Annotated in this window: 13 protein-coding genes; 11 read left to right on the plus strand and 2 right to left on the minus strand. The window is 58.7% G+C overall.

The window, feature by feature from the left end:
• Nucleotides 1-123 precede the first annotated feature (123 nt).
• Nucleotides 124-849, minus strand: a complete 726-nt coding sequence (gene fnrN, locus AB4Z23_RS12580; RefSeq protein WP_003515395.1) for a transcriptional regulator FnrN — start codon at nt 847-849, stop codon at nt 124-126.
• Between the two features lie 212 nt (nt 850-1061).
• Here fnrN and hemN point away from each other — a divergent pair, with 212 nt between their 5' ends.
• The 8 genes from hemN (at nt 1062) to AB4Z23_RS12620 (ending at nt 9174) form a co-directional block, all read left to right on the plus strand.
• A complete protein-coding gene (hemN, locus tag AB4Z23_RS12585) occupies nt 1062-2411 on the plus strand; it encodes an oxygen-independent coproporphyrinogen III oxidase (protein WP_441360236.1) in 1350 nt (449 codons plus the stop codon).
• A gap of 114 nt (nt 2412-2525) precedes the next feature.
• The gene (locus AB4Z23_RS12590) at nt 2526-2810 is read left to right on the plus strand and encodes an acyl carrier protein (protein WP_019566223.1); all 285 of its coding nucleotides are present in this window, start codon (nt 2526-2528) and stop codon (nt 2808-2810) included.
• An 89-nt stretch (nt 2811-2899) separates the two neighbouring features.
• Nucleotides 2900-3379, plus strand: coding sequence for a 3-hydroxyacyl-ACP dehydratase FabZ family protein (locus tag AB4Z23_RS12595; RefSeq protein ID WP_019566224.1), 480 nt, complete (start codon nt 2900-2902; stop codon nt 3377-3379).
• A 209-nt stretch (nt 3380-3588) separates the two neighbouring features.
• Nucleotides 3589-4785, plus strand: coding sequence for a beta-ketoacyl-ACP synthase (locus AB4Z23_RS12600; RefSeq protein WP_003515391.1), 1197 nt, complete (start codon nt 3589-3591; stop codon nt 4783-4785).
• A 12-nt stretch (nt 4786-4797) separates the two neighbouring features.
• Nucleotides 4798-6081 (plus strand): beta-ketoacyl-ACP synthase, encoded by a 1284-nt coding sequence (locus tag AB4Z23_RS12605; protein WP_003515389.1) that lies wholly within the window; start codon nt 4798-4800, stop codon nt 6079-6081.
• Nucleotides 6082-6233: 152 nt separating this feature from the next.
• The gene (locus AB4Z23_RS12610) at nt 6234-7262 is read left to right on the plus strand and encodes a zinc-binding dehydrogenase (RefSeq protein WP_421476683.1); all 1029 of its coding nucleotides are present in this window, start codon (nt 6234-6236) and stop codon (nt 7260-7262) included.
• Between the two features lie 4 nt (nt 7263-7266).
• Nucleotides 7267-8196 (plus strand): lipid A biosynthesis lauroyl acyltransferase, encoded by a 930-nt coding sequence (locus AB4Z23_RS12615; protein WP_441360237.1) that lies wholly within the window; start codon nt 7267-7269, stop codon nt 8194-8196.
• Nucleotides 8197-8475: 279 nt separating this feature from the next.
• Nucleotides 8476-9174: a hypothetical protein gene (locus AB4Z23_RS12620; RefSeq protein WP_013636202.1), complete on the plus strand. Its 699-nt coding sequence runs from the start codon at nt 8476-8478 to the stop codon at nt 9172-9174.
• Between the two features lie 43 nt (nt 9175-9217).
• On the opposite strand, the gene AB4Z23_RS12625 is transcribed toward AB4Z23_RS12620, so the two are convergent.
• Entirely contained in the window at nt 9218-10021 is an 804-nt protein-coding gene (locus AB4Z23_RS12625; RefSeq protein ID WP_441360238.1) for a TSUP family transporter, read from the minus strand.
• 179 nt (nt 10022-10200) lie between these two features.
• Here AB4Z23_RS12625 and AB4Z23_RS12630 point away from each other — a divergent pair, with 179 nt between their 5' ends.
• The 3 genes from AB4Z23_RS12630 (at nt 10201) to AB4Z23_RS12640 (ending at nt 14053) form a co-directional block, all read left to right on the plus strand.
• Nucleotides 10201-11160 carry a nucleoside hydrolase gene (locus AB4Z23_RS12630; RefSeq protein WP_065687344.1) on the plus strand — a complete coding sequence of 320 codons (960 nt, stop codon included), beginning with the start codon at nt 10201-10203 and terminating at the stop codon, nt 11158-11160.
• A 300-nt stretch (nt 11161-11460) separates the two neighbouring features.
• Nucleotides 11461-12681, plus strand: a complete 1221-nt coding sequence (locus AB4Z23_RS12635; RefSeq protein ID WP_003515379.1) for an LL-diaminopimelate aminotransferase — start codon at nt 11461-11463, stop codon at nt 12679-12681.
• 61 nt (nt 12682-12742) lie between these two features.
• Complete coding sequence (locus tag AB4Z23_RS12640; RefSeq protein ID WP_003515377.1) at nt 12743-14053, plus strand: homoserine dehydrogenase; 1311 nt, start codon at nt 12743-12745, stop codon at nt 14051-14053.
• Nucleotides 14054-14138: the final 85 nt, after the last annotated feature.

Genomic DNA, 14138 nt, shown 5'->3' on the forward strand with positions numbered 1-14138 from the left:
AGATGCATCGCTGCTTTGCTGGTTCTTGCCGGTTTTGCGCTCGCACCCGCGCAGGCGCGGGCGCCGTACATCAACATCGGAACGTCAGCGCCTCAGGGACGATGAAAAGTTGAAAAACGCCGGTCAGTCGTTTCCGGCGGCTTCGCTGAGCATATCGAGGTCCGGCACTGTGATATGACGGTTGTTCTCGATGCTGATCGTGCCTTCCTTGCGCAGCTTAGTCATTTGCCGGCTAACTGTTTCGATTGTGAGACCAAGGAAGTCAGCTATGTCTGCGCGCGATAGCGGCAGGTCGAACGTTGATTTATCGTCCTTTTCCGGATCGATATGCGTGGCKATCATATAWAGGAAGCTGGCAACCTTTTCCTGYGCCGATTTTCGGCCAAGTGTCAGCATCCAGTCGCGCGCCTCATCCAGTTCCTTCAGAGACTGGCTGTGAAGCTTACGTTCCATATCCGGCACTTCGGAAACCATGCGGTCGACGATGCGGCGCGGGAACAGGCAGATTTCCACATCGGTTGCGGCTTCCGCCGTCATCTTGCTTTCCGCCATGAACGGGCGGCCGAGAAAATCCGGYGCAAATTGCAGGCCGACGATCTGCTGGCGGCCATCCGACATCATCTTCGAGAGCTTCACCACGCCGTTGAGAATGTTGCCGTAGGAGCTGACGAGCTCCCCCTGGGCAAGCAGCTCGTTGCCCGCTTCCAGCTTCTTACGGCTGGAATGACGGTTGAGGTCGCAGAGCTGCTGCGGCGTCAACGTGCTGCAAAGACCACCGTGACGCGCCTCGCAGGAGCGGCATACGACGGGATATTCCGAATTGTGGATGGTCTTCTGTAGCGTGTCCATCAGCCTTTTCCGATGCTGGCTTTAAGGGACGAATGCGACCGCGGGTGTAAAATCCGGTCTTTTCGAAGGCTTGCGCCGCGTAGTCGTCGCCCCCGCGTCTACTTTAGCAAGAACTTAAGGTGCAATTTGATTGAAGTCAAAGTTGCAAACTGTCGCAGCCGTTACTGAAGGGGAGGAAATCGACATTTTCTTGATAAAAGGCAAATCCGGGGATGAATACCGAACTTCTTCGCAAATATTCGGGCGCCGTGCCGCGTTACACGAGCTATCCTACCGCGCCGCACTTTCACGAGGGAATCGATAATGGCACCTATCGCCGCTGGCTCGGCGAGCTTGGCCACCGGAACCGGATATCGCTTTACCTGCATATTCCCTATTGCGACCGGCTGTGCTGGTTCTGTGCCTGCCACACCAAGCACACGCTGAAATACGAGCCGATTGCCGTTTATCTTGAGGCACTTARGCGGGAGATAGMAGCCGTCGGCTCGCTTGTTTCCCCCGATGCAGTGGTCAGCGCRGTGCATTTTGGCGGCGGTTCTCCCACTATGCTGCGGCCTGAAGATATGGTGGGCCTGATGGACTGTCTRAGACGCCATTTTACCTTTGGTCTGGCCCCCAAAATCAGCGTGGAAATGGACCCGAACGATCTTGACGAAAGTCGTTATGACGCGCTTGCCGTCATTGGCATGACGCGCGCGAGCCTCGGTGTGCAGGACTTTGATGACAAAGTGCAAAAAACCATCAACCGGATTCAGACCTTCGAGCAGACGGAATCGGTGGTAGATGCCGTGCGGGCAAGGGGCGTTCACTCGGTCAATTGCGACATTCTCTATGGCCTGCCGTTCCAGACCTGCGAGACATTGCAACAGACGGTTGACCAGATCATCTCACTCGACCCCGACCGGATCGCGCTGTTCGGTTATGCGCATGTTCCGTGGATGAAAAAACACCAGTCGCTGATCCCTGAGCAGGCATTGCCAGATATTGCCGAGCGCTACCGCCAGATGACGATGGCGGCGGAGATGCTCAGCAAGGCGGGTTACAGGGCAATCGGGATCGATCACTTCGCCAAGCCCGCCGACACTCTGAGCCGGGCGGTCGAGACGGGGGAGCTGCGGCGGAATTTTCAGGGCTACACCACTGACACGGCCGATGCCCTGATCGGGCTTGGTGCATCCGCGATCGGCCGGTTGCCCCAGGGCTACGTGCAGAACATGGTGGCGACTGGGGAATATCAGCGGATGGTGGGCGAGGGTGGTTTCGCGGTTCTAAAGGGAATAGAATTGTCTGACGAGGATCACCTGCGCTCCTATGTCATCGAGCGGCTGATGTGCGATTTTTCGCTCGATCTGGGCGATTTGAAGCGGCGTTTCGGCAGGGCCAGCCATTCCGTCAGCATGGAGGCGCAGCTTTTCGCTGGCGGCGACAGGGACGGTGTGGTGCGGATGGATGGCGATGTTTTTGCCGTGACGGAGGCGGGAAAACCCTTTGTCCGTCATATCGCGGCAACCTTCGACGCCTATCTCGGCAGCGGACGCGGCCGTCATTCGGTTGCTGTTTAGGCAACAGTTTTAAGGCAAATTTCAAAGTTACGTCACGAAACCATTGGCTTTTTTGTGCGACTTGCCTATGTGGTGCGTCAGACAGGATATTTAATACGAACGACAATAAGGATTATGGGCGTGACAGCTACATTCGACAAGGTTGCCGACATTATCGCCGAAACCAGCGAAATCGACCGCGAAACCATTACGCCGGAAAGCCACACGATCGACGATCTGGGCATCGACAGCCTCGACTTTCTGGATATCGTTTTCGCCATCGACAAGGAATTCGGTATCAAGATTCCGCTCGAGCAGTGGACGCAGGAAGTCAACGAAGGCAAGGTTACCACCGAAGAATATTTCGTGCTGAAGAACCTCTGTGCCAAGATCGACGAATTGCGCGCAGCCAAGGGCTGAGGCGATAATGCCCGCTTCGAGCGGGCATTTCTTTTTCTGGACCTGACCTTCAGGGACGGGTCGTAACCGACCAGAAACGGGCCGGACGGATGCTGCTTGAATATTTTCAGATGATCGACAAGGTCGAAGCCGTGGATATGGCGACGCGCACATTGAAGGCGCGGTCTGTCGTTCCCGACAAAAGCCCGGTTTTCGAGGGACATTTCCCCGGCATGCCGCTGGTTCCGGGCGTGCTTCTGATCGAGACCATGGCGCAGGCTTCCGGCATGATGGTTCTGGCGTTCAGCGATTTTTCCGCCATGCCCTTCCTGATGTCGGTTGACGGCGCCAAGATGCGCACCTTCGTGGAGCCGGGSGCGGTTCTCGATATCGAGGCGGTGCTGGAACATGACGGTTCGGGTTTTGCAGTCACCAAGGCGAAGATCACTTGCGAAGGCAAGAAGGTCTGCGATGCGCAGCTGAAGCTCAGGACAATGCCTTTCAGCGAAATTCCGCTCGCGCCTATCGTCAGGAAGCGGGCCGAGGAAGTCGGCCTGATGGCGGCGATTGCCGCGGATGCGCAAAAATAAGCGCTTCCGCTGATGCCGGGAGACGGCATTTTTCCYCTRGACCCGGTTTTGATTCACGAAAATCGTGGGCTTGTGCTGGCGGATCGGGCCTTCACCATTGCCAATCCGCATCGCGCGCTTTATTCCGCAACGCATGGAGTGGTCGTTTGCGACCGCTGTTGGATAGCCGTGACCGCTTCAATGGGTCAGGCTGCAAAGGATGACAGACGATGAAATCTGACAATGATGTGGTCATAACCGGGGTCGGCATCGTGACCTGTCACGGCGTCGGCAGCCAGGCGCATCTTGCGCTTCTTTCGGGAACTGCGGCGCCGGCAACGGTGATCGAGACCGAAAAGTTCAAACCCTATCCGGTTCATCCCATGCCGGAGATCGACTGGTCCACGCAGATTGCCAAGCGCGGCGACCAGCGCCAGATGGAAAACTGGCAGCGTCTCGGCGTTTTTGCCGCCGGCCTCGCGCTTGATGATGCAGGGCTGAAGGAAAACCCGGAAGCCTGCGCTACCATGGACATGATCGTGGCTGCCGGCGGTGGCGAGCGCGACATCAATGTCGATACGCTGATTGTCGATGAGGCGCTGAAACGCAACGACCGCGAAGTGCTGCTCAACGAGAAGCTGACGACGGAATTGCGTCCGACCCTGTTTCTCGCCCAGCTTTCCAATCTGATGGCCGGTAACATYTCCATCGTKCAYAAGGTCACAGGGTCCTCCCGYACCTTCATGGGCGAGGAAGCAGCCGGCATTTCCGCCGTCGAGACKGCGTTTCACCGTATCCGTTCCGGCGAATCCAGCCACGCCCTGGTGGGCGGCGCCTTCTCGGCTGAGCGCCCGGACATGATCCTGCTGTTTGAAGCGATCGGCGCGCATGCGCAGGGCGATTGGCAGCCTCTGTGGTCGCGTGGCGGCCAGGACGGCGGCGGCATGATTTCCGGTTCGCTGGGAGCCTTCCTGGTGCTGGAATCGCGCAAGCACGCCAGTGAACGCGGCGCACGCATCTATGCCCGCATCGACGCCATCGAGGGCGATCGTGGTAGCCGTGATGACGGCAAGATGGAAAAGCGCATGGAACGGCTGCTTGCCCCTGCAAAGGACAGTGCTGCGACCGTCGTGTTTTCCGGTGCGAGTGGTTACGACGCCGTGACGCAGCGTGAAAAGAATATTCTCGAAAAAGCTTTGCCGCAGGCCGTCATTCGCGGTTTCGGCGGTATCACCGGCCATGGACTTGAAGCACAGTTCCCGCTTGGGCTGGCGCTTGCTGCCCTGACGCTTGAAAGCGGCGCGAAGGTTCCTACTTTCGATGGCGCCGCGGAAAAGCCCATGGGCGAGGCGGCCAGCGAAGCGGTCGTCACCACCGTCGGCCATGTTCGCGGCGAAGGTGTCGCCGTTCTGTCCCGTGACGTGTGAGGAGAAAAGACCATGACTTCCAACTTCAAGGATCATCTCGGTCGCCCGATCGTTGCAGTCACCGGTATGGGCATCATCACATCGCTCGGGCAGGGTCTTGCCGATAACTGGGCGGCTCTGACTGCGGGCAAGTCGGGCATCCACAAGATTACCCGCTTCCCGACGGAGGGGCTTTCCACAAGGATCAGCGGYACCGTCGATTTCATCGACATCCCGGTTCCGAATTCCGTCGAGCGCTCTTATGCCTTTGCACGCGAGACAACCATTGAGGCTTTGGCGCAGGCCGGCATATCGGGCGATTTCGATGGCCCGCTGTTTCTGGCTGCACCACCGATCGAGCCGGAATGGAGCGCGCGTTTCGAGCTTGCCGACCGGTCTCCGCCGGCCGCCCAGCCGGGTGATGCCTATGAACGGTTCCTGACGGCTTTCCGTCAACGTCCGGACCCGGCGTTTCAGGAAGCGGCTCTTTTCGGCGCGATTTCGGAGCGTCTTTCGGACCGCTTTGGTACACGCGGCCTGCCGGTCACGCTCTCGACGGCCTGTGCATCCGGCGCGACCGCAATCCAGCTTGGTGTCGAGGCTATCCGCCAGGGCCGCACCGAGCGCGCGCTGACGGTTGCTACAGACGGTTCGGTCAGCGCCGAAGCGCTGATCCGCTTTTCGCTTCTYTCGGCGCTGTCGACCCAGAATGAGCCGCCGGAAAAGGCATCCAAGCCGTTCAGCAAGGACCGCGACGGTTTYGTGATCGCCGAAGGTGCGGCAACGCTGGTGCTGGAATCGCTGGAATCGGCAATTGCGCGCGGCGCGAAGGTTCTCGGCATCATCAAGGGCGCCGGYGARAAGGCSGAYAGCTTCCACCGCACGCGTTCCTCGCCAGATGGCGGCCCGGCGATCGCGACGATCCGCGCCGCACTTGCRGATGCGGGTGTTGCTGAAAGCGATATCGGCTACATCAACGCCCACGGCACCTCGACGCCGGAAAACGACAAGATGGAATATGGCTCGATGCTTGCCGTCTTCGGCGAAGGCCTGAAAGACATTCCGCTGTCATCCAACAAGTCGATGATCGGCCATACGCTGACGGCGGCCGGTGCTGTGGAGGCGGTGTTCTCGTTACAGACCATGCTGACCGGCACCCTGCCGCCGACGATCAACTACAACAACCCCGATCCGACCATTTCGCTCGATGTGGTGCCAAATGTGAAGCGGGACGCGACGGTCAATGCCGTGCTTTCCAACTCCTTCGGGTTCGGCGGGCAGAATGCCAGCCTTGTCATGACGCGTGAACCGGCTTAACCGGTTCCGCCAGAAGACAGGGGCGTTTCCGGCCTGAACGAAGCCCGGGAACGCTCTCGCTGGTGTGACTACACATTCCGACCGCAAAACCGTTACAGAGTTTTGCTGGAATTACTCTTGAGATAGACGCCTCCGGGCGAAGGACTAAAAACATGCGCGCTCTTCAACTCGTGGACGACCGGAAGCTCGAAAAAGTGGACCTGCCTGAACCCGATGCACCAGGTCCGGGCGAGGTGACGCTGCGCGTCAAGGCCGTGGCGCTGAACCACATCGACGTCTGGGGCTGGCGCGGCATGGCTTTTGCCAAGCGCAAGATGCCGCTGACGATCGGTGCTGAGGCTTCCGGCGTAGTGGAGGCCATTGGCCCGGGCGTTTCGAATGTGCTGCCTGGCCAGCTCGTCGCGATCTACGGCGCGCGCACCTGCGGGATCTGCAAGCCGTGCCGTGAAGGCCGTGACAATCTTTGTGAACATGTTCAGGGCGTGCACGGTTTCCATCTCGACGGCTTTGCGCAGGAAAAGATCAATATTCCCGCCCGCCAGCTCGTTCCGGCGCCGCATGGCGTCGATGCCATCGGCGCGGCTCTGGCGCCTGTGACCTTCGGCACGGTCGAGCACATGCTGTTTGACAATGCCAAGCTGGAATCGGGCGAAACGATCCTTGTGCATGCCGGCGGTTCCGGCATCGGCACGGCGGCGATCCAGCTTGCCAAGAAGATGGGCTGCACCGTCATCACCACGGTCGGCTCCGACGACAAGATCGAACGGGCGAAGGCCTTGGGCGCCGATCACGTCATCAACTACCGGACCGACCGTTTCGAAGGCGTCGTACGCAAGCTGACGAAAAAGAAGGGTGTAGACGTGGTGTTCGAGCATGTCGGCAAAGACACCTGGGCGGGATCGATGTTCTCGCTGAARCGTGGCGGCCGTCTCGTCACCTGCGGCTCAACCTCAGGYGTATCGACCGATATCAACCTGATGATGCTGTTCCAGCAGCAGCTGAAGCTGCTCGGCTCCTTCGGTTGCCGCATGGAAAACATGGCCAACGCCATGCAGAAGATGGCGCGCGGCATCGTTCATCCTGTTATCGACACCGAAGTCACCTTCGAGGATATTGACCGGGCGCTGGAGCGCTTGGAAACGCGCCAGGTATTCGGCAAAATCGTTCTGCGGATGGATTGACGCCTTGAAACTGTTCATTACGCGGATCGTCCTGAAGCTGGACCATTTCCGGCAATGGCTGATTGCGACGTTTGCCTTCGGCCTTCTCAATCTGCTGAAGATRTTTCCAGCTGACGCGGGRATTCGCGCTGCCGACAGGCTGGCGCGCTTCGTGGGGCCGAAAACCGGCCGCCACAAGCTGATGCTCTACAATCTGGCGCGCGCCTTTCCGGAGAAACCCGAAGAGGAGCGGCTTACCATCGCAATGGACAGCTGGGGCAGCATGGGGCGGCTTGCGGCGGAATATGTCTTTCTCGACAGGCTGTTCGATTTCGATCCGGAAAATAGCGAGCCGGGCCGTATCCGGGTCGAGGGTATTTCGACCTTTGTCGAGCTTCGCGACAACCCGCGGCCCTTCATCGTATTTACTGCCCATAGCGGCAATTTCGAATTGTTGCCGGTGGCCAGTTCTGCCTTTGGTCTGGATGTGACGGTGCTGTTCCGGCCGCCGAATAATCCTTTCGTGGCCGACAAGGTGTTCAAGTTCCGCAAGGAACGCATGGGCAATCTCGTGCCGTCGCATGCCGGCTCTTCCTTCGCGCTTGCGCGGCAGCTGGAAAGGGGCGGCGGTGTCGGCGTGCTCGTCGACCAGAAGTTCGGCAAAGGCTTGACGACGAAGTTCTTCGGCCATGAGGTGCGCACCAACCCGCTTCTTGCCAAGCTGGTGCGGCAGTTCAATTGCGATGTCTATCCCGCCCGCTGCGTGCGCCTGCCCGATAACCGCTACCGGCTGGAAATAGAGCCGAGGGTTGAAATTCCGCGCGATGAAAAAGGAAATGTCGATATTCAGGCGACGGCGCAGCTTTTGAATGACAAGGTGGAAAGCTGGGTCCGCGAATATCCAGAACAATGGCTGTGGTATCACGACCGTTGGGACGTTAAACACCAGATCTGATTATTTGCAGCGCGGCCGAATTTCTAGTGATTTTTTACAGAATTCGGCCGTAAAATCGCGTTTTTAAGTATTTTTACTTATTAGTGGAACCTTATTTTTCGTTCATGGATTATCGAAATTGAAAAAATAGCAGTAGCTATGATATTTTAGAGATTAATCCCTGCGGCGGACCTGCGTGTCGTTACGTCATTTTTTAATGCACAGACGCTACAATGAGGGGATAAGTGTCTATCCATTCGGATTGGGAGCGGGCTGTCTGCCCGTTCAGGGAGAGTTGGGTTGAAAGATTTGATTGAGCTGTTCTGGCTGCGTTATACGGAACTGCAATCAGCGGTTGGTAAGAACGAGGCCGACAAGATCGCAGTGCTGGAGCGTGAACTGGAGCTGCTGCTTGATCGGGTCATCGGGCGTAAGACCGGCAGTTCCGAGGACATTCGTGAGCAATTCCGTTTCGCCATCGACCTCCTCAATCACGAGGCGGAAGATCTCGGCTGCGTGCAGCGCAATTCCGATCTTTTGAGAACGCTGGTCGACCGCTATGTCGGCATGCCGCTCAAGGCAAAGGTGATCGGCGACGAGGACGAGGACATCCTGGAGTGGCACCACCGCCATCTTATTCTTGATGAGGATATGCTGAACGACCTCGACGAGCCCGTGGTCGTCGTTTCTCCCGGTTATCGGGTRTCATTCTCCAATGGGATCGATGCTTTTCCGCGCAATACGCCGGAAGGGCCTTTGGGATGTCATATCGCCGAGCTTGTCGGAGTGCACCGTTTTCAGAACGATCTGCGGGAGAGGCTCGACAATTGCTTCAAGGGCGGTACGTCGAAATACACCTATGCCGAAGATCATGACGGCCATACGATCGTAAAATCGCTGGAAATGTCGCCCTGCTATTCCTCCAACTACAAGCTGGTTGGCGCAATGGTGGTCATCCGCGAAATCGCCGATCGCAGGCGCCGTCGCGCCACGGCATAAATTCACGGTTCGAACGCARGCGTCGAGCCGTGTCCTTTTCCTGTCATTTCGGGAAGATGGTTTCCCAGATCGTGGCGATTGACCATGCGGATGATGCATCCGCAAGAAGCTTCGTCGCCATTGCCAGACAGGAAAGAACCAAAAGCGGGCGGATGATCTTCGCGCCGTTTTTCATCGCGAAACGCGATCCGATCTGCGCGCCGACGAACTGGCCGATGCCCATGGCGATGCCAAGCTTCCAGAGAACCGCGCCTCCAGCCGCAAAAACAACAAAGCCGCCGAAATTCGAACCCAGGTTCAGAAGCTTGGTATGGGCGGTTGCCTTCAGCATGCCGAAGCCGGCAAGCCCCACGAAGGCAAGCATGTAGAAGGAACCCGCGCCGGGGCCGAAAACGCCATCATAGAAACCCACGAGCGGTGCGGCGGTGAGGCCGAACACGAAAGGCGTGATGCGGCGATGGCTGTCGATATCGCTGAGCTGCGGCTTGAAGGCGAAATAGAGGGCAATCGTGATCAGCAGAAAGGGCATGACGGTGCGCAGGAGGTCTGACGGCACGAAGGCGGCCGTGAAAGCGCCGAGCCCGCCGCCGATCATCGCCATGATCGCCATCGGCAATTGTTCCCTCAGATTGACATGGCCGCGGCGGGCATAGGCAATGGTGGCCGACGCCGAGCCGAACTGCGATTGCAGCTTRTTGGTGCCGAGCGTATCGAGCGGCGGAAYTCCCATGATCAGCATGGCCGGGATAGTGATGAGACCGCCGCCGCCGGCGATGGAATCGATAAATCCGGCAAAGATGGCGACGCAGAAAAGAACGAGGAAAACGTTGAGGGCGATGTCTTGCACTTGGCATGTCCAGGCGGGCTTAAGGGAGAGGGCCTCTTCTTTCACCGAAAAGATCGCCACGCAATATTTTTCTCTCCGATCCGGGACGGGCAGGGGGATTGCGGTGTTGCCGCTTATGGKTATGTTTCCGTGGCGCACCGCCAGACGCGGCGATGACGAGACATCAGGATGAGGGCATTATGCATAAAGTGATATTCGATACGGACCCCGGTGTAGATGATGCCATGGCGCTTCTTTTCCTGCACCGTCACCCCGATATCGATCTGATCGGCGTCACCACCGTCTTCGGCAACGCGCCCATCGATATCACCACTCGCAATGCGCTCTTCCTGAAACGGGAATGGCAGATGACGGCGCCGGTCGCGAAAGGTGCGGGCGTGACCTTCGATCCGGCCCGCAAGGAAGGCCACTGGCCGACTTTCATCCATGGCGAAAACGGTCTCGGCGATATCGATATTCCAGAGACCATCGATCTGCCGCTCGATCCGCGTCCCGCGCATCGCTTTATTATCGAGACGGTCAAGGCCAATCCCGGCGAGGTGACGCTGATCGCTGTTGGTCGCATGACCAATCTGGCCTTGGCGCTGCGCGAAGAGCCGGATTTTGCGGCRTTGGTGAAGCAGGTGATCGTCATGGGCGGCGCCTTCGATATCAACGGCAATGTGTCGCCGGCGGCYGAGGCCAATATTCACGGCGATCCGGAAGCGGCCGATCTCGTCTTTACCGCGCCCTGGCGCGTGGTTGTCGTCGGCCTGGACGTGACGACGAAAACGGTGATGACGAGCGCCTTCATGGCCGAGATGGCAGAGGCGGGCGGCAAGCCGGTGCAGCTGCTTTCCGATTTGTCGCAATTCTACATCGATTTCTACAAGACCCGCACCGGCGACGGTATGGTGGTGCATGACAGCTGCGCCTGCGTTTACCTTGTCGCGCCCGAACTGTTCGAGACCCGCAGCGGCCCTATACGCGTCGTCTGCGGCGGGCTTGCCGATGGCCAGACCATTCAGAAGCCGGATGGCCGCGCCTTTCCGCCGGGCGACTGGGACGGGCATCCGAGCCAGCTCATCTGCACCGATATCAAGCCGGAGCAGGTGCTTTCCGTCATCCGCGCGGCAATTGTGAAGGGCGAGCGCGACTGAACGGCCGGAATGGCCKTTCTTGASCATGGTCTGCCTTGCAATTTCCAAGAATCTGGCGTTATGCAGGTTTCCTGATTACATTGCGCAATTCGMCWTGCCTGTGGYCTGAAAAGGCCGCGCCGGAGCCACAAGGCGGATGATCGCGATGCCGCGTGGACCGAGAAAACCGCTGTAGGTTTTCTTGTGCTTTGCGGTACAATGAATAGCGCCCGCCGGATCGGTTCGTGTCGGCGGCGTTTAACAACAAGAACGAACTTCGTTATGGGCCGGCAGAACCGGTCCATTTCCATGAGGAAAGTGATGGAAGAGTTTCATAAGGTCCGGCGTCTGCCGCAATACGTCTTCGAACAGGTCAACCGTTTGAAAGCGAGCGCGCGAGCGGCCGGGGCCGATATCATCGATCTCGGCATGGGCAATCCCGACCTTCCGACCCCAAAGGCGATCGTCGACAAGCTGTGCGAAGTCGTTCAGGACCCTCGCACCCATCGCTATTCCTCGTCCAAGGGCATTCCCGGCCTTCGCCGCGCGCAGGCTGGTTATTATGCCCGCCGGTTCGGCGTGAAGCTGAACCCCGATACGCAGGTCGTCGCGACCCTTGGTTCCAAGGAAGGTTTCGCCAATATGGCGCAGGCCATCACCGCGCCTGGTGACGTGATCCTGTGTCCGAACCCCACCTATCCGATCCACGCTTTCGGCTTCCTGATGGCGGGCGGCGTTATCCGTTCCATGAATGTGGAGCCGGACGAGAGCTTCTTCGGGCCTCTGGAGCGTGCGGTGCGCCACTCCATTCCGAAGCCGCTGGCGCTGATCGTCAACTATCCGTCGAACCCGACGGCGCACGTTGCCTCGCTCGATTTCTACAAGGACGTGATCGCATTTGCGAAGAAGCACGAAATCATCGTGCTTTCCGACCTTGCCTATTCGGAAATCTATTTCGACGACAACAATCCGCCGCCTTCGGTTCTCGAAGTTCCCGGTGCAATCGACGTTGCGGTGGAATTCACCTCCATGTCGAAGACCTTCTCCATGCCCGGCTGGCGCATGGGCTTTGCCGTTGGCAACGAGCGGCTGATCGCGGCGCTGACCCGCGTGAAGTCCTATCTCGATTACGGTGCCTTCACGCCGATCCAGGTTGCGGCGACGCACGCGCTGAACGGCGACGGCTCCGACATCGCGGAAGTACGCAGCGTTTATCGCCGCCGTCGCGACGTCATGGTCGATACGTTCGGCAAGGCGGGCTTCGAAGTTCCGCCGCCGGCGGCAACGATGTTCGCCTGGGCGAAGATCCCGGAAAAGTTCCGCCATCTCGGCAGCCTGGAGTTTTCCAAGCTTCTGGTCGAGAAGGCAGACATTGCCGTTGCTCCCGGCATCGGCTTCGGCGAAATGGGCGATGATTACGTCCGCCTCGCGCTCGTTGAAAACGAGCATAGAATTCGTCAGGCAGCGCGCAATCTGAAGCGTTTCCTGTCGAGTGCTGACGAAACGATGCACAATGTCGTTTCGCTCAATGCCCACAGATAAGGGCAACCGAAGGCGGCCGGGTCCCGGCCGTCACCATCACCAGCAAATCAGGAACATACCCATGGCAGATTCATTGAGAATCGGCATAGCGGGGCTCGGCACTGTCGGCGCTTCGCTCGTGCGCATCCTCCAGCAGAGAAGCAACGAACTTGCGATTACCTGCGGACGCGCGATTGAGATTATTGCAGTGAGCGCGCGCGACCGTTCGCGTGACCGCGGCATCGATCTCAAGGGTATTACCTGGTTCGATACGCCGGAGCAGCTTGCAAACGAAGCCGATATCGACGTGTTGGTGGAACTGGTCGGCGGTGCTTCCGGCCAGGCGGAAAAAGCTGTGCGCGCAGCACTTTCGCGCGGTCTCCATGTAGTGACAGCCAACAAGGCGCTGCTTGCCAAGCACGGCGTCGAGCTGGCGACGATTGCCGAAGACAAGGGTGCGCTTCTCAATTTCGAAGCGGCTGTGGCCGGCGGTATTCCCGTCATCAAGGCGCTGCGTGAATCTCTCACCGGCAACAATGTGTCGCGCATCTACGGTATCATGAACGGCACCTGCAACTACATCCTGACCAAGATGGAGAAGGAAGGGCTGTCGTTCGAGGTCTGTTTGAAAGAAGCGCAGCGGCTGGGTTATGCCGAAGCCGATCCGGCCTTCGATATCGAGGGTAACGACACCGCCCACAAGCTCGCCATTCTGACGACGCTTGCCTTCGGCAACAAGATTTCGGCCGACGACATCTATCTCGAAGGCATCACCAACATCTCCAGCGAGGACATTCAGGCGGCCGCCGAGCTCGGTTATCGCATCAAGCTTCTCGGCGTGGCGCAGGTGACCGAATCCGGTATCGAGCAGCGGGTGCATCCGACCATGGTGCCGCTCGATTCCGTTATTGCACAGGTTGATGGCGTCACCAATGCGGTGGCGATTGAGTCCGATATTCTTGGCGAGCTTCTGATGGTTGGCCCAGGTGCGGGCGGCAATGCCACGGCCTCTGCCGTGCTCGGTGACATCGCCGATATCGCCAAGAGCCGTCCCGGTGCCCAGCAGGTTCCGGTGCTCGGCCGTCCGGCGAAGTCGCTGACCGATTATCGTCGCGCCAAGATGAAGAGCCATGAAGGCGGCTATTTCATCCGGCTGACGGTGAAGGACCAGGCGGGCGTCTTCGCCTCCATCGCTACCCGCATGGCGGATAACAACATCTCGCTGGAATCCATCGTGCAGCGCCAGCGCGTGCATGTGGAAGGCGCGCCGCAGACGATTATCCTCGTGACCCACGCGACGATGGAAGATGCGATCCGCAAGGCCGTCAAGGCGATCAAGAACGAGAAATATCTGGTCAGCGAACCGCAGGTCATCCGCATCGAGCGGACCTGAGACGCTTTACGATTTTTCTGAATTTGAGGGCCGCGCCACCACATGGAGGCGCGGTCTTTTTTCTCCCGAAACCCGTTTTGGCGAC

It is taken from the genome of Agrobacterium sp. MCAB5, from assembly GCF_052114365.1.
Taxonomy (GTDB): domain Bacteria; phylum Pseudomonadota; class Alphaproteobacteria; order Rhizobiales; family Rhizobiaceae; genus Agrobacterium; species Agrobacterium tumefaciens.